Here is a 22,578-nt window from a genome sequence, read left to right on the forward strand (position 1 = left end):
GTCTACGCTGGAAACCGCCCAGGAGCCTTCGGGAAGGTGGCGTCATGACCGGCTGGAGTGTGCGTGACATTCCCGATCAGCGTGGCCGTTCCGCCGTCGTCACCGGTGCCAACAGCGGTATCGGATACGCCGCCGCCAGGGAGCTCGCCCGCCGTGGCGCGCATGTCGTCCTCGCCTGTCGGAGCGCGGAGCGCGGCGCCGCGGCTCTGGAGCGGATGAGTTCCGAAGTGCCGGACGGAAGCGTCGAGTTGATGCGGCTCGACCTCGGCGACCTCGGCTCCGTGCGGGAGTTCGCGGAAGCCTACGCGCAGGTGAGCGACCGGCTGGGTCTGCTCGTCAACAACGCGGGTGTGATGGCCGTGGCGCGTGGCCGTACGGCCGACGGCTTCGAGACGCAGTTCGGAACCAACCACCTCGGCCACTTCGCCCTCACCGGCCTGCTCCTACCTGCCCTGCTCGCCACGCCGGGTGCCCGTGTCGTGACCGTCTCCAGCATGATGCACCTCCGGGCGAACATCGACATCGACGACCTCAACAGCGAGCGGAAGTACGGGCGTTGGCTCGCCTACGGCCGCTCCAAGACCGCCAACCTGCTGTTCACCCACGAGCTGGCCCGGCGCCTGGCGGCCGGCGGCTCGGAGGTCGTCGCCGCGGCCGCGCACCCCGGTTACGCGTCGACCAACCTCCAGACGGCCGGACCCAGCGCCGAGGGCCGCAAGGGTGTCGAACGCTTCATGCGGGTCGGCAACCGCTTCTTCGCCCAGTCGGCCGAGGACGGTGCCCTGCCCACCCTCTACGCGGCGACCGCCCCCGCCGTGCGCCCCGACTCCTTCATCGGCCCGTCGTTCGCGATGTGGCGCGGCGCCCCGTCCCCGTCCCCGCGAGCCCCCTGGACCGTGGACGACCGGGTGAGCGAACGCCTCTGGACCGCCTCCGAACACCTCACCGACGTCGCGTACGACGAGCTGAAGGCCTGACTGCAGCCGCGGCCGCCACCCGCCGTACCCAGCCCCGGTCCAGCGGGGCGGCGCACAGGGCCGCGCCGAGGGTGCCCGCCAGGTGGGGCCGGCGTTCCGTGCGACGACGCGCGTGGCGCGCGTACGTCCGCGCGCCACGCGCGGATGCCAGGTCGGACGGGGGACCCGCCCGTGGGGCGCTACGCGGCCCGCACCTCGTACACCGTGATCCGTACGGCCTCGTCGTCCAGGCACTGCCCGGTCTCCAGGTCGAAGCGCTGCTTCAGGAGCGGGGAGGCCACGAAGGGGCGGCCCCGGTGGCTGCCGGTGAGGCCCCGGGAGAGGACGGCGGCGCCGCCGAAGGGGTCGCGGTTGTCGATGGCGTACAGCTTGCCCGCGCGGTCGAGGAACAGCGCGGCCTGGTTGCCGTCGGGGAGCAGGGCGGCCACACCGCGGCCCGGGATCAGCAGGGCCAGGTCGCAGACCGTGAACCAGCCGTCCGCCAGCCGCAGTTGGACCTTGACGTCGATCTTCTCGGGGGCGAGGGTCATCGGGCGCTTCCTTCCAGGACATCGGCGGGCCGCAGGCCGATGGACAGCAGGGGCAGGTCGGGCTTGATCTGGTCGCGCTCGGGGACGAAGCCGACGACCGGGTCCGGGGTGTCGGGGGCGTTCACGAAGGACACGAACCGGGCGAGCTTCTCGGGGTCGTTGATGGTGGAGGCCCACTCGTCGGCGTAGTGCGAGACATGGTCCGCCATCAGGGACTCCAGCTCCTCGCAGATGCCGAGGGAGTCCTCCACGACCACGTCCCGGACGTGGTCCAGGCCGCCGGGGATCCGCTCCAGCCATGTCGAGGTGCGCTCCAGGCGGTCGGCGGTGCGGATGTAGAACATCAGGAACCGGTCGATCAGCCTGATCAGTTCGGCGTCGGAGAGATCCTGGGCCAGCAGGTCCGCGTGGCGCGGGGTGGCGCCGCCGTTGCCGCCGACGTAGAGGTTCCAGCCGTTCGACGTCGCGATGACGCCGAAGTCCTTCGACTGGGCCTCCGCGCACTCGCGGGCACAGCCCGAGACCGCCGACTTCAGCTTGTGGGGGGACCTGAGTCCCCGGTAGCGCAGCTCCAGGTCGATCGCCATGCGGACCGAGTCCTGGACGCCGTAGCGGCACCAGGTCTGGCCGACGCAGGACTTCACCGTGCGCAGCGACTTGCCGTAGGCGTGGCCCGACTCGAAGCCGGCGTCCACCAACCGGGTCCAGATGACGGGCAGTTGCTCGACGCGGGCGCCGAACATGTCGATCCGCTGACCTCCCGTGATCTTCGTGTAGAGACCGAAGTCGCGGGCGATCTCACCGATCACGATCAGGCCCTCGGGGGTGATCTCACCGCCGGGGATGCGCGGGACGACCGAGTACGAGCCGTTCTTCTGCAGGTTGGCCAGGAAGTGGTCGTTGCTGTCCTGGAGCGCGGCCTGCTCACCGTCCAGGACGTAGCCGCTGGCGCCGATGGTCGGGGCGAGTGAGGCGATGATCGAGCCGACGGCCGGCTTGCAGATCTCGCAGCCGTCGCCGCCCCTGGCCTCGTCGCGGCCGTACCGGTCCAGCAGATCCTGGTAGGTGTTGATGCGCAGGGCGAGGACGATCTCGTACAGCTCCTCGCGGGTCTGCGAGAAGCAGCCGCACAGGCCCTTGTCGACGACGACGCCACTGGCCTCCAGCTCGGCGGTGACGAGCTGGCCGAGGACCTTGACGCAACTGCCGCAGCCCGTACCGGCCTTGGTGCACTTCTTGACCTCGGGGACGGTCGTGCACCGGTGGTCGGTGACCGCGCCCCGGATCGTGCCCTTGGACACGTTGTGGCAGGAGCAGATGATCGCGTCGTCCGGCAGCGCGGACGGGCCGAGTTGGGCGCCGCCGCCGGAGCCCGCCGGGAGGACCAGCGACTCGGGCGAGACCGGCGGGACCGATCCGGTGAAGGCCTTCAGCGTGCCGTACGCGTCCGCGTCACCGACCAGGATGCCGCCGAGCAGCTCGCCGTCCCGGCCGATGACCAGCTTCTTGTAGATGCCGGAGCGGGAGTCGGAGTACACGACGTCCAGGCAGTCGGCGGTCGCGCCGTGCGCGTCACCGAAGGAGGCCACGTCCACGCCCAGGAGCTTCAGCTTGGTGGACAGGTCGGCGCCGGTGAAGGCGGCCTCGTCGGCGGCGATGGTCGCGGCGGCCGTCTCGGCCTGCTCGTAACCGGGGGCCACCAGGCCGTACACCCGCCCGTCGGAGGCCAGCGCGCACTCGCCGATCGCGAACACATGCGGGTCGTCGACCGTCCGGCACTGCTCGTCGACGGTGATGCCGCCGCGCTCGCCGACCGTCAGACCGCAGTCCCGGGCCAGCTGGTCGCGGGGGCGGACACCGGCGGAGAACACCACCAGGTCGGTGGCGAGTTCGGAGCCGTCGGACAGCTTCATGCCCGTGACCGCGCCGGACTCGTCGACGACGATCTCCTGCGTGCCCACACCGGTGTGGACCGACAGACCCATGTCCTGGATGGTGCGCAGCAGCGCGGCGCCACCGCCGTCGTCCACCTGCACCGGCATCAGCCGGGGCGCGAACTCCACGATGTGCGAGGTGAGTCCGAGACCCTTCAGCGCACCGGCCGCCTCCAGCCCGAGCAGACCACCGCCGACCACGGCACCGGTCTCGGCCGTCTTCGCGTACTCCTCGATCGCGAGCAGGTCCTCGATCGTGCGGTAGACGAAGCAGCCCGTGGCGTCCTTGCCCGGGACCGGCGGCACGAACGGGAACGAACCGGTGGCGAGGACCAGGATGTCGTACTCGAAGACCTGCCCGGAGCGTGCGGTGACCTTCTTCGCCTCACGGTCGATCGTCTCGGCCGGGTCGCCGACGAGCAGCTCGATGCCGTGCGTCTCGATGAACTCCATGTCGGTCATCGACAGGTCCTCGGGCGTCTTGCCCGCGAAGTACGAGGTGAGCGCCACCCGGTCGTACGCCGGGCGCGGCTCCTCGCAGAGCACGACCACGCGGTGCGTGGCGGCCAGGCCGCGCTCGGCGAGCGCTTCGAGGAAGCGCTGGCCGACCATGCCGTGGCCGACGAGCACGATCGTGGGGGTGGCCCCCAGGGTGGCGGACATTCAGGAGCCTCCATCGTTGGTGAGCAGGTGGAGCAGGGGAGCGCCGTCTCCGGGGAGCGGCTCCGCTCCCTCCCAGGCGCGGGCGAGCGCGCCCACGGTGCCGAGTTCGCCGACGAGCACTCCGCCGACCAGGCGGTCGTCGCGGACGACGACCTTGCGGTACGTGCCGCGTGTGGCGTCGGCCAGCTGGATCACGTCGTCACCGGGCAGGGGCTCGGGCTCGCCGAACGCGGCGAGGTCGAGGAAGTCCGCTCCGGCGAGCGTCAGCCGGGTCAGGGCGCGGGTGCCGGTGTACCGGGCGGCCGGGGAACCGGCGTTCCCCGCGAGCAACTCGGCCAGGACATCGGCCTGTTCGAGCGCCGGGGTGGCGAGCCCGTACACCGTGCCCTCGAACTGGGCGCAGTCGCCGATGGCATGGATGCGAGGGTCGGAGCTGCGCAGCTCCTCGTCGACGATGACGCCCTTGTGCACCGCGAGCCCCGCCTCCTGGGCGAGACCCACCCGGGGGTGGACCCCGCAGGCGATGACCACGAGGTCCGCGTCGAGGGTGTATCCGTCGGCCATCGAGACCGACCGTACGGTCCCGCCGACGCTGCGCACGGCGCGTACGCGCGTCTCGGTGTGCACCTCGACACCGAGGTCGGTGAGGTGTCGGCGGACCAACTTCGAGGCGGACGGGTCGAGCTGACGTTCCATCAGGCGCTCGCCCTGCTGGGCGAGAACGACCTGGGCGCCGCGCAGGGCGAGCGCGCGGGAGGCGGAGACCCCGAGGAGCCCGCCCCCGATGACGACGGCGCGCACACCCGGCCGGACCGCCTTCGACAGCCCCAGACAGTCGTCCATGGTCCGGAAGGCGTGCACCCCGTCGGGGAACTCGTGCCGCTCCGGGTCCCAGAGGCCGCGCAGCGGCGGCAGCACCGGGTTGGAACCGGTCGCGAGGACCAGCCTGTCGTACGCGATCTCCGCACCGTCCGCGAGATGCACGGCTCGCATCTCGCGGTCGATACGGACCACCCGCCCGCGCGTCAGCTCGGCGGGGGCGGGCAACGCGATGACCTCGGGCGCGTACCGTCCGGCCAGCACCTCGGCGAGCAGCACCCGGTTGTAGGGTGTGTGCTCCTCCTCGCCCACCAGCGTGGCGGGCATGCCGAGCTCTCCCAGCCGCCGGGCTAGACGTACACCCGCGAGGCCGGAGCCGATCACCACCACACGCTCGTTCGAGGTCATGTCCTTGAGCGTGCGGTGCCGGTGTTACCCGACCGCATCGCATCTGTTTCCCACGAGGAACGCTGCCCTCCCCATGGCCTCGAGCGGTGTGTGAGGGGTTTCCGAAAGGCCCGGGTGGGGTGTGAGGACACCCGGGATCACCGCGCTGACCTGGTGATACGAGGGTCGTGCGGGCGTATACGGGAGGACGGGCCGGGGCGCGGGCCGGCGCGGACGCCCCGGGCCGCGGTGCCGTAGGTCACGTCGGGCGGTGTCGTAGGTCACGTGGCGCGGGGTCGAGGGGGCGCGGGGTCGGGGGCGCGGCGAAACAATCCAGGGAACCCGACCTCAGAAGATCCTCAGGTCGATGGACGACACACCCATCCCGGCGCATAGGGTCCCGACCATGCCTGACATATCGCTGACCATGGTCGTCGTTCTGTGCGTCGCCGCCCTCGCGGCCGGCTGGATCGACGCCGTGGTGGGCGGCGGCGGGCTCCTGCTTCTCCCCGCCCTCCTCCTCGGCCTGCCGAACGGCACATCGGCCGCCCAGTACGCGCTGGGCACCAACAAGGCCGTCGCCATCGTCGGCACGACGGGTGCCGCGGTGACGTACGCCCGGCGCACCCCCGTCGACGTGAAGACCGCCGTACGCATCGGCCTCGCGGCGCTCGCGGGCTCGACGGCCGGCGCCTTCGTGGCCGTCGGCATGAGCACCGAGGTCCTGAAGCCCGTCGTCATGGTGGTCCTGCTCGCCGTGGGCGCCTTCGTGATCCTGCGCCCCTCCTTCGGCACGGCCCCCGGCACCGGCCCGGTCTCCGCGCGCCGCGTCCTCGCCGCGATCGGCCTCGCGGGCGTCGGCATCGGCTTCTACGACGGCCTCGTCGGCCCCGGCACCGGCACGTTCCTGGTCCTCGCCCTGACCGCCATCCTCCACCTCGACCTGGTCAGCGCCTCCGCCACCGCCAAGATCGTCAACTGCTGCACCAACGCGGGTGCCCTCGCCACCTTCGCCTGGAAGGGCACTGTGTACTGGCAACTGGCGGCCCTGATGGCGGTCTTCAACCTCGTCGGCGGGACCGTGGGCGCCCACACCGCCCTCAAGAAGGGCAGCGGCTTCGTCCGTGTCGTCCTGCTGACGGTCGTGTTCACCCTGGTGGCGAAGATGGGGTACGAGCAGTGGGTGGCGTGACCGGCCGGGGTGTGGGGTGGGGGCGGGCGCCGGTCATCAGTCGGCCCGGCTGCTGTCGCGGCTGCCGGTGAGGGAGGCGACGCGGCTGCCGGTGAGGTGGGCGAAGACGACCACGTTCCCCCGGTAGCCGGTCGCCCGTGAGTATCCGCCGCCGCAGGTGATGACCCGCAGCTCGGGCCTCGGCGCGGCCCCGTACACCTTCTCGTCGGGGAAGCCGCGCGCGTCGTACACCTCCACGGCGTCCACCGTGAACAAGGCGGTCCCGCCGTCCCGCCGGTCCACCTCGATGGTGGCGCCCCGCCGCAGCGCGCCGAGGCGGTAGAACACGGCGGCCCCGTCGGCGTTGTCCACGTGCCCGGCGACGATCGCCGTGCCTCGCTCACCCGGTGTCGTACCGGCCTCGTACCAGCCCGCCAGGTTCTTCTTCTCGGCGGGCGGGACGTCGAGGCTGCCGGTGGGTGTCAGGCCGAGTCCCATGAGCGGCGCGTCGACGCGGAGGGAAGGGACGCGGATCCGGACAGGCGGGGAGGCCGGCAGCGCGGCGGCCGCGGACCCGTCGTCCCCGCGCCCGCTCGACGTGCCCGGCGCACCGCTCGACCGGCTGTGGGCCTGCGCGGCCGACGGCTGCGGCGGCGCGTGCGACGCGGTCCCGCTGCGCAGCAACCACGCGCCCGAACAGAGGGCCACCACGGTGACCCCGGCTATGACGGCATTGGCGAGCCGACGCACAGAAACCTCCTCAACCTCCTCATGGGCGGACGGGCACCCCCTCGGGCGCGTCACAAGCTGGTGCCCCTTGTTCCTCCCCTCCGGGTCGAGGGGCGTCGGACCCGGAGGGGAGGAGGGGACGGCGGTACCGGCGGACGGACGGCGGAGGGCGTCCGTCAGATCCCGTCGCTTCTCGCCCGGCGATGCAGGAGCCAGGTACCGCCCGCGGCGGCGACGGCCAGGGCCGCCACACCCGCCGCGGTCTGCACGGGGTCGGGACCGAGTGCGCCACCGACCCCCGTCTTCACACTTCCCCTCGGATACGCCGGCTGTCCGGTCCGCGTGCCGGTGAGCGAGACGACCAGGTCGCCGGTGACCCGGGAGACCCCTTCCGCGCAGGTCGCGACGATCTCGTACGTCCCCGGCTGCGCGCTCGGCGGCACCTCGAACCGGCCGTCGAGCCGCCCCTGCCCCGCGCCCGGGGTGAGCGAGAAGGAGCCGGCGCCGACCGCGCTGGCGTCCCCCGTGGCGGTACCGTCCGCACCGCAGACCGCCGTGCGGACGGTGACCTCGTCGCCGGGGACGACACCGGTGGGGGACAGTTCGAGCCGCCCGGTGCCCGGATCGCCGTACGCGGGTGTGCCGGTGAGGGCCGCGAAGGCGAGGGCGAGCGCGGTCGTGGCCAGCGGCCGGGCGGTACGTCGCATCGTGCTGCCTCCTCCGAGAGTCCTCCGTTCCCTTCCGAGGTAAGTGGCTCTCCGCTCCGCGCGCTTGCTGATGGACCGTCAGAAATGAGGTGAATGGGTGTCAGGGGCGGGCGGGGAAAGACGGACCGGCGGATGTTTGGGCAGGTCATGGGGTGCGCGGCGGGCGCGGAGAAGAGGAACGCGCCGGGCGGCCGGTGGGGTGTGAACGGGTGATTGGGGCGGGGACGCGGAGCCGTCCGCCGGGACGGGAAACCCGCGCGATCCCGCGCGATCCGGCACCGCTTGACCTCAAGTAAAGTTGAGGTATCACGCTGAGCCCCATGAAGACCGCGACGCACGCCACCCACCCAGATTCCGCCCCGGCTCCCACCTCCGCACGCGCGCCCGCTCCTACTCCCACTCCCGCTGCGGCACCTGTTCCCTTCTCCGCCACGCCGGTGAGGGTGACGCTGGTCATCGGCAGCAACCGCACCGGCCGCTTCGGGTCGGTGATCGCCGACTGGCTGCTGAGCCGGGTCCGGGAGCACGGTGGCTTCGAGGTCGACGTGGTGGACGTAGCCGAGGCCGATCTGCCGACGACGTTCGCGCCGACCGCCGAGGCGACGGCACGACTGGCCGAGATCACCCCGAAGCTGGCGGAGGCGGAGGCGTTCATCGTCGTGACGCCCGAGTACAACCACTCGTACCCGGCGGCCCTGAAGAACCTCATCGACTGGCACTACGAGGAATGGCGGGCCAAGCCGGTGGCCCTGGTCTCCTACGGCGGTGTCTCAGGAGGTCTGCGCGCGGCGGAGCACCTGCGTCAGGTCTTCGCGGAACTCCACGCGACCACGATCCGGGACACGGTCTCCTTCCACAACGCCCACGCCGCCTTCGACGACACAGGCGACCTCCACGAGCCGACCACCCCGAACGCGGCGGCCCGGACGATGCTGGACCACCTCTCCTGGTGGGGCCACGCACTACGCGAGGCGAAGGAGAGGCGACCGTACGGGGGTTGAGGAGCGCGGGGAACTGCGCGAGGACTCCAGTCGACCCGCGGACGAACGATAGGCGCCCGGGGGTGGAAGGGGCGCAGCCCCCTGGGGATGGGACGGGTAGGGGCGGCGGGGGCGAGAAATCCACGTGCCCCACCGCCACCCCTCACCATCAACAACCGCCTCCAGGCCCCCCACCCCCACCTTCCGGCTCCTCCGGCGACGGCTCGACGGGCTCCTGGACGGGTGGGGCTTCTTCGGCGGGGGTCGACGACGGGTGGGGTCTCTTCGGCGGGGGTTCGACGACGGGTGGGGTCTCTTCGGCGGGGGTTCGACGACGGGTGGGGCTTCTTCGGCGGGGGTTCGACGACGGGTGGGGCTTCTTCGGCGGGGGTTCGACGACGGGTGGGGTCTCTTCGGCGGGGGTTCGACGACGGGTGGGGTCTCCTCGGCAGGCGGTTCCACTACGGGCGGGCTTCCTCCGCAGGCGGTTCCACCACAGGCGGGCCTCCTCTACGGGCGGCTCCACCCCAGACCCAGCCGGCTCCTCGCCCTCAGGTCCGTCAACTCCCGGCTCCTCGCCCTCAGGTCCGTCAACTCCCGGCTCCTCGCCCTCAGGTCCGTCAACTCCCGGCTCCTCGCCCTCAGGTCCGTCAACTCCCCGGCCTCGCCCTCAGGTCCGTCAACTCCCGGCCTCGCCCTCAGGTCCGCCAACCCCCGGCTCCTGGCCCTCAGATCCCTCGCCCCCGGCGATTCAGGCGCCCGTACCTCCAGCCCGCCCCCTCCTCGCCGGAGCCCACGCCCCCACGGCCGCCACCCGCACCCTCCCCACGAGGCGAGACCACCACATCCGTCACCGCTCCCCGGTGCTCGACGACATCGGGAGACGCCACCTCGGGCCGATGCGGCGCGGGCGCCTGCGCGACCGGCACCCGCCGCTCGGGCCCTGCCCCCGAGTCGAGGGGCCCGAGCACGATGCCGGCCACAACCGCGGCGGCGGCCGCGGCCGCACCGACCGCCGCGACGGTGGGCACCTTCACCCCACCCGCGCCACTCGCCGCCTGCCGCACGGCGTGCAGCACCTGGCCACCCCCGTGCCCACCCGCGGAGCCGAGCACCGCGGCCGTACCGGCGGAGCCACCCGTGAGGGCCATCAGCAGCTTGCCCCCACCTCCTCCCACGACGAACACCAGCAGGGCGGGACCGACGAACGCGGGCAGCCGGTCGTTCGTGCGCATCAGCACGGCGAGCCGCGCCCGGCAGTCGTCGCACGCGTCCACATGGCTGAGCAGTTGCTCGGACTGCCGCGCGGTCGCCGTACCGCGCACATACGCCGGCATGCGCCCCCAACGCACCTGGCACGCCGGATCGATCGGCGCACCGGGCTGCTCGCGCAGGAACGCCTGGCGCATCCCCTCGCGCGCCCGGTGCAGCAGCACCGCCGTCGCGCCCTGCTTCGCGCCGATGCGCTGCCCGACCGTCTCCAGCGGCTGGCCCTCCGCCTCGGCCAGCCACAACGCCTGCACCCACCGCTCCGGCAGCTGGCCCAGGACCCGCACCAACAGATCGACGGAGGAGACCTGTTCGGCGGGGTCGGTGGCGTCGGCCACCCGGACGTCGGCCTCGGCCCGCTCGGGAGCCGTCGGATCCAGCGGTGTCTCCCGCGTCGCGGTGGAGCCCACGGCCGCCGCGAGATGCCGCACCGTCGTCATCAGATACGCGGGCACGTTGTCGATCTCGTGCCCTCCGGAGAGCCGCCGCCACACGCGGAAGTGCGCCTCGGCGACGAGGTCCTCGGCGGTCCAGGAGTTCCGGGTGAGGGAGCGCGCGTACGCGACCAGGCGCGGATGCTGTTCCTCGTAGATGCGGGTGTACGCGGCGGTCGCGGACCCGGACAGGCCGTCGGTCATGGCGGGAAACGCTCTCCAGTCGCCTGTAGATGGAATGACGACGATTTTGTATGTGGAGATGACAAAAAACTCAAGTAATCACCCAAAGTGACATGTATCACAGTGGGTAACTTCGAAAGCGGCGTAATACATGGGGGCTCGGCGCGGTCGACCGGGCGTGTGGCCCGAAGAAGCATCTGACGAACGCATGAACCCGCAACATCCGAGCATCCGAAGTATCCGCAGCCGCTGAAGCATCCGCGGCTTCCGCAGTGCCGCCATACCTGTCGCCATACCTGACGACCTACCTGAAGCGCCCGAACTGGAGACCGCCCATGCCCCCCGCCCGGCCCGCCCGCCCGACGCCCCCGCCCTCGAACAGTGCGCCCGCGCCCGCCTGATCACCCCGGACTACGACGAGATCCCGGTACGCACCACCCTGCGCTACACCCCCGACGACCCCTTCGCCGTGCACATCGACTTCCCGTCCGGCTCCTCCGCCGACGGCGCCGACGTGACGTGGGCGTTCGCCCGCACGCTCCTCGCGGAGGGGCTGACCGGCCCGGCCGGTATCGGCGACGTGCACCTCTGGCCCTGCGGCCCGGCGCACACCGTCGTGGAACTCCACTCCCCGCACGGCATGGCCATGATCCGTTTCGACACCTCCTCGCTCCGCCGCTTCCTGCACCGCTCGTACGCCGTCGTCGCGCTCGGCGGAGAGGACCTGGAACCGGCGCTCGACGACGGTCTGACGTCTCTGCTGGGTGGGGTCTGACGCGTCGGTCCGGAGCGCCCGCTATGTTCGATCCGATCGTCCGGATATTCGGAGTGGGCACATGCAGACGACAGCAGAACCGGCCGGCCGGACAGGGCGGGGGGAAAGACCGTGACCGAGGCCGCGAGCAGGACCTCGAACAGCACCACCGCGGAGGCGGCCATCGCTGGGGCGGAGGCCGATGACACCGACACCGGCGCACACCTGAGCGCCGCCACCTCCCAAAACCCCGAGGGCCCCGAACACCCCGAGCGTCCCGAGAACCCCGAGAACCCCGAGAACCCCGAGAACCCCTGGCCTCGTTACTGGCCCCTGCTGCTCCTCGGCGCGGCCCTCGTCCCCGGTGTCGTGCTGTTCGTGGTGGGGCGGTGGATGGAGGAGCCGGCGGTTCAGGCGTGGCGGACCGTGTGCCTCTCCATCACCGTGCAGGCGCTGCCGTTCCTGCTGCTCGGGACGGCCCTGTCCGGAGCCATCAACGCCTTCGTCCCGGCGCGCGTGTTCACCCGGGTGCTGCCGAAAAGGCCGACGCTCGCGGTCCCGGTCGCCGGCGCCGCCGGGGTCGTGCTGCCGGGCTGCGAGTGCGCCTCGGTGCCGGTCGCGCAGAGCCTGATCCGCCGGGGCGTCGACCCGGCCGCGGCCTTCGCGTTCCTCCTCTCCGCCCCGGCCATCAACCCGATCGTCCTGACCGCCACGGCCATCGCCTTCCCCGGCAGCCCCGCGATGGTGCTGGCCCGGCTGCTCGCCTCCCTCGTCACCGCCGCCGCGATGGGCTGGCTGTGGCTCTGGCTGGGGCGCGCGGAGTGGCTCAAGCCGGTCGCGCGGCACACCGGGCACCGGCCCGGGCAGAGCCGCTGGAACGAGTTCCGCACCGGCTTCCAGCACGACTTCCTGCACGCGGGCGGCTTCCTCGTCGTCGGCGCGATGGCGGCGGCCACGTTCAATGTGCTCGTCCCGCGCACCGTGCTCGACACCTTCGCCGACTCGCCGTGGCTGTCGGTGCTGTTCCTCGCAGCGCTCGCCATCCTCCTCTCGGTGTGCTCCGAGGCGGACGCCTTCGTCGCCGCGTCGCTCACCGGCTTCTCGCCCACCGCGCGGCTGACCTTCATGGTGGTCGGCCCCATGGTCGACCTGAAGCTGATCGCCCTGCAGACGGGCACCTTCGGCCGGGCCTTCGCGGTCCGCTTCTCCGCCGCGACGGTCGTCGTCGCGATCCTGTGCAGCGCGCTGATCGGAGCCGTACTCCTGTGAAACGACCCCTCCAGGCGCTCCTGCTCCTCCTCAGTGGCCTCGGCCTCCTGCACGCGACCCTCGTCACCGACGACTACCTGAGATACGTCAAGCAGGGCATGCACCCCCTCCTCGTGGCCTCGGGCGCACTGCTCCTCGTCCTGGGCACGGCGGAGGCATGGTCGCTGTGGAGACCGCGAGCACAAGACGCACGGCAAGCCGACGCCGACACCGCCGACACCGACGCCGACACCGGCGCAGGCACCGCCCCCGATGGTCACGGTCACGGTCCCGGCCACGACCACTCCACCCCGCCCCGCGTCGCCTGGCTCCTGCTCCTCCCCGCGCTGAGCCTGCTCTTCTACGCCCCGCCGGCCATCGGCGCGTACACCGCGTCCCGGGAGACACCCAAGGCGGTGACGGTCACGGACCAGGACGACTTCGACCCGCTGCCGAAGACCTCACCGCTCCCGATCACCCTCACCGACTTCACCCGCCGGGTGCAGCAGGACCAAGACCGGGCCATCGACGGCCGGACCGTCGAGATGACGGGCTTCGTCACCCCTGACAAGGGCACGTCGGCCGGGGGCGGCGGGGACAGCGGGGACGACGGGACGACGACCACCTGGTACCTGACCCGCGCCATCTTCAGCTGCTGCGCAGCCGACGCCCAGTTCGTGAAGGTGCGCGTCCACGGCACCCCGCCCCCGCCCGCCGACACCTGGGTCACCCTCACCGGCACCTGGCACTCCTCCGGCACCCTCGGCACGAGCTCCGCCGAGGCGGCTGTCGACGCCGACACAGTCAAGGAGGTCCCCCGCCCACCCAACGCATACGCCGACGCCCTCACCCCCACGCGCTGACCTGGCCCATCGACCCACCCCGGAGACTCGGAGACGCGGAGACGCGTGGAAACGATCACGTACAGATCGGGCCTGCTCCAGTCCGTACTGCCCGTCGCGCTGGGGCTCCTGGGCGGGACGGCACTGCTGTATGCCGCCCTCGCTCTGACGTCCCACCCCATGGACGGCGACACGCTGCGGCAGTGCGTCTCGGCGGTGTTCACCGCCACCGTGGTCGTCGCGGTCCTGCGCCGGGGCGACGAGGTGGCCCTCGCCGAGGACGCCCTCGTGGTGCGCGGCCTGCGAACGCGCCGGATCCCCTGGACCGGCATCCGGAGCCTGGAGGTCCGTCGCGTCCTCGGCGTACGGCAGATCACCGTCCACACCACCGACGGCCGCCGCGCCACGCTGCGCACCCCGACGTGCTTCCTGGACCGGGAGTTCGACCTGAAGGCCGAGATCCTCACCCGGTGGTGGCGCGAGCGACGCTGAAGCCTGCACCGGCCGACGACACATCCGCCCGCGCCCCGCGGCCCCAGGCACCTCACACAAAGTCCCGATCCCCTTGGATTGGAGAGGAGAGACGACAACGGTGCTCCCCGTATTCGTCTACGGCACCCTCCGCCCCGGCGAGCCCAACCACGACCTCTTCCTGCGCGGCCGCACCGCCGCGGAGGAACCGGCCCGGATGCGCGGCATGGCGCTCTACGACGGCCCCGGCTACCCGTACGCGGTCGAGCGCCTCGGCGACGGGGCCGCGCACGGAACCGGAACCGGAGCCGGAGCCGGGAGCGCGACCGAAACCAAGAACGCGACCGGGACCGAAACCGAGAACGCGACCGGGATCGGGGAACGTCACGGGGGAGTGGGCGAGGTGAGCGGTGAGGTCGTCACGGCGCTCCCCGAGGACTACGCCGAACTGCTCCGCGTCCTAGACCAGTTGGAGGAGTACGCTCCGGGCGACCCCACGAACCTCTACGAGCGGGTGGAGCGCCCGGCCGTCCTCGCCGACGGCACGGTCGTACGGGCCTGGGTCTACGTCGCCGCCCCGACCGTCGCGGCCCGACTCAGGGCCAGGGGAAAGCTGATCGAGAGCGGGGACTGGCGTCTGCGGGGTTAGGGCCCTTCTGATGGATCTCCGTGGGAGATCCATCAGAAGGGCCCTAGTAGGGCTCCGTTACGTCTGTCTGTCGGTCCTGTTTGGGGGAACGCTGAAGGTGTGGACGCACATGAAGTGAACCGTGCTCGGGCGACGTTGGCGTTATTCGTCGCTGACGTGTTCGCGTCGGTGCCGCGCAAGGATCAGCGGGCGAAGGGCGACTGCTACCTGCGGGGATTGATGCTGGACGGACGGCGGAAGTCGATCCAGCCGATGGCGGAACGGCTGCCCGACGGCAACGAGCAGAACCTGCAGCAGTTCGTGAACCAGTCGACGTGGGATCCGGTGCCGGTGCGGCGGCGGATCGCCCAGCGGATGGTGCCGAGAATCGGCCCGGAGGCGTGGGCGGTCGATGACGTGTCGTTCCCCAAGGACGGGAAGATGTCGGTGGCGGTCGCGCGCCAGTACTGCGGGGCGCTGGGCAAGCGGGCCAACTGCCAGGTCGCGGTGAGTGTGCACGCGGTCTCCGACACCGCGTCCTGTCCGCTGCAGTGGCGGATGTTCGTGCCCGAGGAGTGGGCGGACGATGCGGTGCGGCGGCAGAAGACCGGGATACCGCAGGAGGTCGGGCACCGGGAGAAGTGGCGTCTGGCCCTGGACATCCTCGACGAGCTGGCCGGGTGGGGTCTGGTGCCGCCGGTGCTGGTCGCCGACGCCGGCTACGGGCAGAACGCCGACTTCCGCGACGGTCTGAGCGAGCGGGGCATCGGCTATGTCGTGGCGGTCCGTTCGGACGTGACGGTCCACCCGCACGACGTGCGGCCCACCGCCCCGGCCTGGTCCGGGAACGGTCGCAGGCCGCAGCCCCGCTACCGGGACAAGCCGTCCTCGGTGGCAGCGCTGGCTCAGGAGCACGGACGGCAGGCGTTCACCGAGGTGACCTGGCGTGAAGGCTCCCGCGGGCCGATGCACTCACGCTTTCTGGCGCTGCGGGTGCGGCCCGGGGTGAGGGCCCGCCGTCTGGCCCAAGCCGCCGCCACTGCCGAGCACGGCCACTGGGACGGTGTCCTGCCCGAGGTGACGCTGCTGGTCGAATGGCCCCAGGACGCCGAAGCACCCACCGACTACTGGCTGTCCAACCTGCCCGCCGACACACCGATCACCGAACTGGTCCGCCTGTCCAAGATCCGCTGGCGCATCGAGCACGATTACCGGGAACTCAAGCACGGCCTCGGCCTGGACCACTTCGAGGGCCGCTCCTGGAACGGCTGGCACCACCACGTCACCCTGGTCACCGCCGCCCACGCCTTCCTCACCGAACAGCGCCTGTCCCCAAAAGCCGATACAGCGGACTCACCCTCTACCAGATCCTCGACGCCATCCAGGACCTGCTGAACTGCTGGACCGGCACCTGCACCACCTGCCACCGCCCGCTGCCCAGAACATCCACCACCAGCCAGAACCCAAGAGCCAGAGCAACCTAACGGAGCCCTACTAGGGGGTGTTTCGAAAGTCCCGCACAGCACCCGCGGCGCCCGGCACGCACTCTCGCCGCACCGGCCGAGACCCCAAGTACGTCCAGTACGAGGGCTTTCGTCCGGCACGCCGAGAGCACGCACCGGACACCGCGGGCACCGCACAGGACTTTCGAAACACCCCCTAGCTCCTCACCGGGGTCAGCCTCAGCAACACGACCGAGGGCGCCTCCGGCAGGCTCACCCGCAGCTCGGCGCCGTGCCACCGAGCCGTGGCCGTCGTCGCCCTCGGATGCAGGACCTCCACCCGTACGTCCCCCGCGCCCCCGCCAGGTGGCGTGAAGCACCGTGCGGTGTCCCCTCCCCGGCGCCAGACCGTCACGTACACCGGACCCGCGTCCGGCACCGGCGGTCTCAGACCCAGCGCGACCCAGTCGTCCGACCAGCCCGGCAGGCCCAGGGGCCAGAACGGCAGGGCGGTGCGCAGATCGCCGCGGATCGCCTTGTACGTGTCCAAGGCGTCACGCACCAGATCGAGTTGACGATCTGTCATGTGGTCCAGGTGGCCGGAGAGATGGACCCGGCCGAGGAGCGCGGAACCGAGCGTGAAGGCGATCTCCTCGTCCGTGCAGGACGGTTGCGGGTACGCCCAGACCGCGCCCTGCTCCGGCGGCACGGCGGTGGGGGCGGAGGCGGCGATCGGCGGACAGCGCAGGGGATCCTGCTGGTCGGAGGTGGACTGGAGCTGGGCCACCGCGAGGGAGGCGCCGTCCATGCGCATACCGCCCGAGGCGCAGTTCTCGATGACCAGGCCGGGGTGACGGTCCAGGACCGAGGACAGCCAGGCGAGCCAGGCCCGGGAGTGGGCGAGGTGGGCCGGTGCGGAGGTGGTGATGTTGTAGTCGAGTTTGAGGTAGCCGACGCCCCACTCGTCGACGAGACGGTCGACCGTCCCGTCCAGATGGGCGCGGGCCGCCGGGTGGGTCAGGTCCAGCTGGTGCCGGCCCTGTTCGGTGACCCGGGTGCCGTCCTCGTGCCGGAGGAAGGCCTCGGCGGGCAGACCGGCGGCGAGTGGACTGCGGACCCCGACGACCTCGGGCTCCAGCCACAGCCCCGGCACCATGCCGCGCTCCCGGATCCGGTCGAGCACACCCCGGATACCACGGTCGCCGGGGAACCGTCGGACCGACGGCAACCAGGCCCCCACACTGTCCCACCAGCCCCGGGCGAACCATCACCCTCTCCGCTCTGTCCGCTCCCCCCGGCCTCTCCCCTCTCTCCGTCGTCGTACCACCCGGCGTCCACGCAGAAGTACGCCGCGCCCACCTCCGCCGCCGCGTCGATCAGCGGGAGCAGTTTCTCGGTGGTCGGCTCGCCCATGAGGGTGTTCATGTAGTCGTTGAAGATCACCGGCAGTCGGGTGTGGTCCGGGTGAGGGCGGCGTACGACGCGGCGGTAGGAGGTCAGCGCGGCCAGGGCGCCGTCGAAGCGGTCGCCGAGGGCGAGGGCGGCCCACTCGGTGGTGAACTCGGCACCGGGCGCCAGGACTTGGCGCCACTGGTGTTCGTCGTGGGTGGGGCCGCCGAGGGCCAGATACGTCTGCCCCGCCGACTCGCCGGCCTCCCAGACCCAGCTGGACGCCGACTCGATCTGCCACAGCCAGCAACGGTCGTCCGTACGGTGCTGGAGCGCGCCCATCGCGAGATGCCCGTCCGTGGGCCAGCTGCCGCGTCCGGCGAGCCGGGCCGCCGCGTGCCCGGTGGCGCCGTGCACCTGGTGGTTGACGTCGGGGACGGAGTTCCGCAGCGGCTCGGTGTACCAACGGCACTCCGCGAGCCAGTCGTTGCGCGCGCGGAGGACGGACAGGTCGTCGGGGGAGGGAAGTCCGCCGAGGAGCAGGCTGCCGAGGGAGCGTACGGTGACCGACCCGGAGCCGTCGTTGCGTAGCCGGACGCGGGAGCGCAGTACGGAGATGCCGTCCGGTGAGGCGTACTCCACGAAAGTGGTCAACCCGGTCGCCGGGTCGTGGAGTTCGAAGGTCAGCCGATGCCACCGCACGCGGTCACCCGAACCACCAGCCGAACCACCAGCCGAATCACCCTGCTCCGCAGCCGCGTTGTCGGGCCCGGGATCGCAAGTGGAGTGATGGGCACGGTACTTCAGACGGGCGCCGATCGCCGTGCCGGTGAAGCGGGGTCTGGCCCAGCCGGTGCCGTCGCCGAGCAGGACCAGGTCGACCAGGGGCGGCGAGGGGGTCGCCTTGGTCTCCTCGGGGCCGGGCGCGGGGTCGTCGGGGCGACGGACGCGCAGCAGCCGGGGAGTGTCTCCGCTGAGGTCGAAGTCGGCGGTCAGCGCGGAGTGGCCCCAACGGTAGGAGAGGCTCCACGGGAACGCGTCGGTCCACTGGTGACGGTCGTGCTGCGACATGTGATCCCCCCGGGTCGGCTGGGCTCCCAAGTGTTCACGGCGAGCTGTGCGTCCGCTGTCCCCATCGTGTGCGAAGCGGCGGGTCAACCACACAGGATCTACGTATCCGAAAGCATGAACGTTCAAGCAGGCGAGGTGTCAATGCAGATCATCACAGCGACATCAGCACCGATAAGGCGAGCAGGAGGAGACCCCACATGAATGCCGTGGCGCTGAGCGAGACCGTCCTGAAGCACGCCTGTCCCGAAGTCGGGCTGTAGCTGGCCGAGTTCGTCGATCGGCACGGTGGCCTCGTCGGCTCCGTCCAGCTGTCCGAGCCCGCCGAGGAGGGGGAGATCGTGCTCGTCGCCGCGCGCAGCCTGCCTGCTGCCGTGGTGAACGGGGGTCGGTCACGCTGCCCGTCTTCGCCCCGGACGACCACACGAAGCTGGTCGCCGTCGTCGGCCTGGGCTTCGCGGAGCCCAAGGAGTTCACGGCCGAGGAGATAGCGAAGTACGCGGAGGACGCGGAGGACGCGAAAACCGTACCGACCACGCCCTGCCCCGAGGACCGGCCGACCGTCAACTCCACGGGCTGACTCGCGGCTGACCCTGCCCCATCTCGCGGCCGGTTCACGGGGCCGGCCCGCGACAGACTCACGGGCCGGTACAGCCGCACAGCCGCGCGGGCCGACTCACGGTCGCCCCAATGGCCTGCCCCCGGCCGCATGCACCCGCAGCCCGACGTATGAGCTGCTCCGCGAGTCGGGGCGGGCTGTCCGCGCGCCGGTCCATCTCGGGAGCGGGCCCCGGCCCCGCCGCCCGCCACCCCTACTTCCTCACCGTCTCCAACCGCACCGCGCACGTCTTGAACTCCGGCATGCGAGAGGTGGGGTCGAGGGCGGGGTTGGTGAGGGTGTTGGCGCGGCCCTCGCCCGGCCAGTGGAACGGCATGAAGACCGTGTCCGGGCGGATGGTGGTCGTGATGCGCGCCGGAGCTACGGCCCGGCCCCGGCGGGAGACCACGGCCACCAGGTCGCCCTCCGCCGCGCCGAGCCGCTCGGCCAGCCGGGGGTGCAGTTCCACGAAGGGCCCGGGCGCGGCGGAGTTGAGCTCGTCGACCCGCCGGGTCTGGGCGCCCGACTGGTACTGGGCGACCACGCGTCCGGTGGTGAGCAGCACCGGGTACTCGGCGTCCGGTTCCTCGGCCGACGCCCGGTGTGAGACGGGCACGAACCGGGCCCGGCCGTCCTCGGTGGCGAACCGGTCGAGAAAGAGCCGCGGCGTCCCGGGATGCACCTCGGCGGACTCCACGGGACTTCCACCCCGCCCGCAACCCGCTCCGCCCCGGCCCCGCGGCCGGGCCTGCCCCGGCGCCCGTCACCTGCTCCGCCCCGGCGCCCGCGGTCGGGCTTGCTCCACTGCCCGTCACCTGCTCCGCCCCGGCGCCCGCCACCGCGCCGGCCCCGGCGCCCGTCGCCGAGTCCGTCCCGGCGCCCGCCGCAGGGCGCGCCTCGGCACTCGACGCCGCCTCCACCACCGTCACCGGCGCCGGGCAGGGCCAGAACACCCCGTTCTCCTCGGCCAGTCGGCGGTAGGTGATGCCCGAGTAGTCGGCGAGCCCGCCCGCGCTCGCCCGGCGCAGCTCCTCGAAGACCTCCTCGGCGTCGGTCGAGAACCCCTTCTCGACACCCAGCCGGTCGGCCAGCTCGTGCATGACCTCCAGGTCGCTGCGGACCCCCTCGGGCGGCGTGATCGCGCGCCGCCGCAGCAGCACCCGGCCCTCCAGATTGGTCGTCGTGCCGGTCTCCTCGGCCCACTGCGTCACCGGCAGCACCACGTCCGCCAGCGCCGCCGTCTCCGACAGCACGACATCGCACACCGCGAGGAAGTCCAGCGACCTGATTCGCTCCTCGATGTGCGCGGCGCGCGGCGCCGACACCACCGGGTTGGAGCCCATCAGCAGCAGCGACTTGATGTCACCGCCGAGCGCGTCCAGCAGCTCGTACGCGCTGCGTCCCGGCCCGGGCAGGCTGTCGGGGTCCACGCCCCAGACCTCGGCGACGTGCCGCCGCGCCTCGGGGTCGACCAGCTTGCGGTAGCCCGGGAGCTGGTCGGCCTTCTGACCGTGCTCGCGCCCGCCCTGCCCGTTGCCCTGCCCGGTGAGGCAGCCGTAGCCGGACAGCGGCCGCCCGGCCCGCCCCGTGGCCAGCGTGAGGTTGATCCACGCGCCGACCGTGTCCGTGCCCTTGGACTGCTGCTCGGGCCCGCGCGCGGTGAGCACCATCGCATGCTCGGGCTCGCAGAACAGCCGTACCGCTTCGCGGAGTTGGGGAACGGACACCCCCGTGATCCGCTCCACGTACTCTGGCCAGTGCGCCATGGCGGCGGCCCGCGCCTCCTCCCAGCCGCTGGTCCGCTCGCGGATGTACTCCTCGTCCACCCGCCCCTCGGCCACGATCAGATGCAGCAGCCCGAGCGCGAGGGCGAGATCGGTGCCGGGGCGCGGTGACAGGTGCAGATCGGCCTGCTCGGCCGTACGCGTGCGGCGCGGATCGATGACGATCAGCTTGCCGCCGTTCTCCCTCAGCTCGGTGAGATAGCGCAGCGCCGGCGGCATGGTCTCCGCGAGGTTGGACCCGACGAGGACGACACACCCCGTCCTCGGGATGTCCTCCAGCGGGAACGGCAGCCCCCGGTCCAGGCCGAAAGCCTTCGTCCCGGCGGCCGCGGCCGAGGACATGCAGAAGCGGCCGTTGTAGTCGATCTGCGAGGTGCCGAGGACGATCCGCGCGAACTTGCCGAGCAGATAAGCCTTCTCGTTCGTCAGCCCGCCGCCGCCGAACACTCCGCACGCGTCCGGGCCATGTTCCGCACGCGTGCGGGTGAGTCCCTCGGCGATCCGGTCGAGTGCCTCGTCCCAGGAGGCGGGTTCCAGGTTGCCCGCCCTTCTGACCAAGGGACTGGTCAGCCTGACCCGGGACGAGAGCACAGCCGGGGCCGTACGACCCTTGCCGCACAGTGCTCCCCGGTTCACCGGGAAGTCCGCGCGCTCCGTGACCACTACGACCCCTTCGGTCCCGTCCGCACCGGGCGTCAGGTTCATCCCGCACTGCAGGGCGCAGTACGGGCAGTGGGTGGGCGTCGCGGAGTTCGGCATACCGCTCAGCGTGCGTCGCACGTGTTACGCGCCGGGACGCCCCTCGTTACGCGACCGGCACGGGGACCTCCCGGCGGCATCGGGCCCGGCGTGAGGAAGGGCGCCGCCGGATGCCGCGATTCCGTCACTGTATGTGGTCGCCTCGCCGCTTTCCGTCCATCTGTTCGGGCCCCGCGTGCTAAGAACTACGGGCGCCACAGACACGGGGGTCGTGCCGCGAGCCCCGTGTGGCGCACGACCTGTCACCCGGCCCGCGCGCGGGCCACAGGGGGAAGAGGACAACCACGTGAACCGTATGCGCACCACCGCCGCCGTCCTGGGTACCGTCGGTGCCCTGACCGCCACTCAGCTCGGCCTCGCCGGAGCCGCCTCCGCCGCGCCCCGGGCCGCCGGCTGCCCGATCGAACTCCGTTCGCCCAAGAGCTTCACCCTGGACGCGAAGAACCGGGTGCAGGGCGGCCTCTACTTCGCTCTCAGGAACAAGAGCAAGACCGCGAGCTTCAAGGACGTCAGCCTGACCGTCAGCAAGCCCGTCAACCTGACCTTCACCTACGCCACGCCCACCAAGGGCAGCAAGATCACCAAGCGCACCTCGAAGGTCGCCACCGTCCACACCAGGACACTGAAGAAGAAGGACACCACCGGTCTGCGCATCAGCGCCTACATGACCAACAGCAAGAAGCCCTACGAGGTTCGCTTCACCGTTCGCGGCAAGACCGCCGCCGGCAAGCAGTGGGGCTGCGCGGTGGATCAGGGCTGGTGGGGCAGTATCAAGCACTGAGGGTGCGCCAGGGGAGGCTTCGACGGCCCGC

At 71.8% G+C, this 22,578-nt stretch carries 16 protein-coding genes and 2 pseudogenes; 10 read left to right on the forward strand and 8 right to left on the reverse strand.

Annotated elements, in window-relative coordinates; genetic code table 11:
- The first annotated feature begins 44 nt into the window (after positions 1 to 44).
- On the forward strand, positions 45 to 977 hold the full coding sequence (locus E4N62_RS03130; RefSeq protein ID WP_230211819.1) for an oxidoreductase: 933 nt from the start codon (positions 45 to 47) through the stop codon (positions 975 to 977).
- Between the two features lie 179 nt (positions 978 to 1,156).
- On the opposite strand, the gene nirD is transcribed toward E4N62_RS03130, so the two are convergent.
- The 3 genes from nirD to E4N62_RS03150 are packed head-to-tail and all read right to left on the reverse strand — an operon-like array spanning position 1,157 to position 5,331.
- Positions 1,157 to 1,507, reverse strand: coding sequence for a nitrite reductase small subunit NirD (nirD, locus tag E4N62_RS03140; protein ID WP_230211820.1), 351 nt, complete (start codon positions 1,505 to 1,507; stop codon positions 1,157 to 1,159).
- Positions 1,504 to 4,104, reverse strand: coding sequence for a nitrite reductase large subunit NirB (nirB, locus tag E4N62_RS03145; protein WP_230211821.1), 2,601 nt, complete (start codon positions 4,102 to 4,104; stop codon positions 1,504 to 1,506). The genes nirD and nirB overlap by 4 nt, the downstream gene beginning before the upstream one ends.
- Positions 4,105 to 5,331 carry an NAD(P)/FAD-dependent oxidoreductase gene (locus E4N62_RS03150; protein ID WP_230211822.1) on the reverse strand — a complete coding sequence of 409 codons (1,227 nt, stop codon included), beginning with the start codon at positions 5,329 to 5,331 and terminating at the stop codon, positions 4,105 to 4,107. It abuts the gene before it with no gap.
- Positions 5,332 to 5,716: 385 nt separating this feature from the next.
- On the opposite strand from E4N62_RS03150, the gene E4N62_RS03155 reads away from it, so the two are divergent.
- Positions 5,717 to 6,502: a TSUP family transporter gene (locus tag E4N62_RS03155; RefSeq protein ID WP_230211823.1), complete on the forward strand. Its 786-nt coding sequence runs from the start codon at positions 5,717 to 5,719 to the stop codon at positions 6,500 to 6,502.
- A 36-nt stretch (positions 6,503 to 6,538) separates the two neighbouring features.
- Here the strand turns inward: E4N62_RS03155 and E4N62_RS03160 are convergent, their stop codons facing one another.
- A complete protein-coding gene (locus E4N62_RS03160) occupies positions 6,539 to 7,231 on the reverse strand; it encodes a class F sortase (protein ID WP_230211824.1) in 693 nt (230 codons plus the stop codon).
- Positions 7,232 to 7,386: 155 nt separating this feature from the next.
- Entirely contained in the window at positions 7,387 to 7,917 is a 531-nt protein-coding gene (locus E4N62_RS03165; RefSeq protein WP_230211825.1) for a hypothetical protein, read from the reverse strand.
- A 443-nt stretch (positions 7,918 to 8,360) separates the two neighbouring features.
- Between E4N62_RS03165 and E4N62_RS03170 the strand changes: the two genes are divergently transcribed.
- Positions 8,361 to 8,918 carry an NADPH-dependent FMN reductase gene (locus E4N62_RS03170; RefSeq protein WP_374116914.1) on the forward strand — a complete coding sequence of 186 codons (558 nt, stop codon included), beginning with the start codon at positions 8,361 to 8,363 and terminating at the stop codon, positions 8,916 to 8,918.
- Between the two features lie 707 nt (positions 8,919 to 9,625).
- Here the strand turns inward: E4N62_RS03170 and E4N62_RS03175 are convergent.
- The gene (locus tag E4N62_RS03175) at positions 9,626 to 10,804 is read right to left on the reverse strand and encodes a sigma-70 family RNA polymerase sigma factor (RefSeq protein WP_230211827.1); all 1,179 of its coding nucleotides are present in this window, start codon (positions 10,802 to 10,804) and stop codon (positions 9,626 to 9,628) included.
- Between the two features lie 448 nt (positions 10,805 to 11,252).
- On the opposite strand from E4N62_RS03175, the gene E4N62_RS03180 reads away from it, so the two are divergent.
- From E4N62_RS03180 to E4N62_RS03205, 6 genes are all read left to right on the forward strand, one after another.
- Positions 11,253 to 11,558, forward strand: a complete 306-nt coding sequence (locus E4N62_RS03180; RefSeq protein WP_308184827.1) for an SsgA family sporulation/cell division regulator — start codon at positions 11,253 to 11,255, stop codon at positions 11,556 to 11,558.
- A gap of 111 nt (positions 11,559 to 11,669) precedes the next feature.
- Positions 11,670 to 12,806 (forward strand): permease, encoded by a 1,137-nt coding sequence (locus E4N62_RS03185; RefSeq protein ID WP_230211828.1) that lies wholly within the window; start codon positions 11,670 to 11,672, stop codon positions 12,804 to 12,806.
- Complete coding sequence (locus E4N62_RS03190; protein ID WP_230211829.1) at positions 12,803 to 13,648, forward strand: TIGR03943 family protein; 846 nt, start codon at positions 12,803 to 12,805, stop codon at positions 13,646 to 13,648. The genes E4N62_RS03185 and E4N62_RS03190 overlap by 4 nt, the downstream gene beginning before the upstream one ends.
- Positions 13,649 to 13,693: 45 nt before the next feature.
- The gene (locus tag E4N62_RS03195; RefSeq protein WP_230211830.1) at positions 13,694 to 14,119 is read left to right on the forward strand and encodes a hypothetical protein; all 426 of its coding nucleotides are present in this window, start codon (positions 13,694 to 13,696) and stop codon (positions 14,117 to 14,119) included.
- Between the two features lie 100 nt (positions 14,120 to 14,219).
- Positions 14,220 to 14,747 (forward strand): gamma-glutamylcyclotransferase family protein, encoded by a 528-nt coding sequence (locus tag E4N62_RS03200; RefSeq protein ID WP_230211831.1) that lies wholly within the window; start codon positions 14,220 to 14,222, stop codon positions 14,745 to 14,747.
- Between the two features lie 99 nt (positions 14,748 to 14,846).
- Complete coding sequence (locus tag E4N62_RS03205) at positions 14,847 to 16,121, forward strand: IS701 family transposase (RefSeq protein ID WP_230211832.1); 1,275 nt, start codon at positions 14,847 to 14,849, stop codon at positions 16,119 to 16,121.
- A gap of 264 nt (positions 16,122 to 16,385) precedes the next feature.
- Here the strand turns inward: E4N62_RS03205 and E4N62_RS03210 are convergent.
- Positions 16,386 to 18,693: pseudogene (locus E4N62_RS03210) on the reverse strand (glycoside hydrolase family 36 protein).
- A gap of 744 nt (positions 18,694 to 19,437) precedes the next feature.
- Positions 19,438 to 21,766 (reverse strand): annotated as a pseudogene (locus E4N62_RS03215) (molybdopterin oxidoreductase family protein).
- A 295-nt stretch (positions 21,767 to 22,061) separates the two neighbouring features.
- Between E4N62_RS03215 and E4N62_RS03220 the strand changes: the two are divergent.
- Positions 22,062 to 22,547, forward strand: a complete 486-nt coding sequence (locus E4N62_RS03220; protein WP_230212415.1) for a hypothetical protein — start codon at positions 22,062 to 22,064, stop codon at positions 22,545 to 22,547.
- Positions 22,548 to 22,578: the final 31 nt, after the last annotated feature.

The sequence above is a fragment of the Streptomyces sp. MNU76 genome, assembly GCF_020982545.1.
Lineage (GTDB): Bacteria > Actinomycetota > Actinomycetes > Streptomycetales > Streptomycetaceae > Streptomyces.

Coding starts and splice junctions, on each gene's coding strand:
- nirD (WP_230211820.1), bottom strand. CDS start 1,507: ATGACCCTCGCCCCCGAGAAGATCGACGTCAAGGTCCAACTGCGGCTG.
- E4N62_RS03130 (WP_230211819.1), top strand. CDS start 45: ATGACCGGCTGGAGTGTGCGTGACATTCCCGATCAGCGTGGCCGTTCC.
- E4N62_RS03175 (WP_230211827.1), bottom strand. CDS start 10,804: ATGACCGACGGCCTGTCCGGGTCCGCGACCGCCGCGTACACCCGCATC.
- E4N62_RS03220 (WP_230212415.1), top strand. CDS start 22,062: ATGCGCACCACCGCCGCCGTCCTGGGTACCGTCGGTGCCCTGACCGCC.
- nirB (WP_230211821.1), bottom strand. CDS start 4,104: ATGTCCGCCACCCTGGGGGCCACCCCCACGATCGTGCTCGTCGGCCAC.
- E4N62_RS03165 (WP_230211825.1), bottom strand. CDS start 7,917: ATGCGACGTACCGCCCGGCCGCTGGCCACGACCGCGCTCGCCCTCGCC.
- E4N62_RS03155 (WP_230211823.1), top strand. CDS start 5,717: ATGCCTGACATATCGCTGACCATGGTCGTCGTTCTGTGCGTCGCCGCC.
- E4N62_RS03150 (WP_230211822.1), bottom strand. CDS start 5,331: ATGACCTCGAACGAGCGTGTGGTGGTGATCGGCTCCGGCCTCGCGGGT.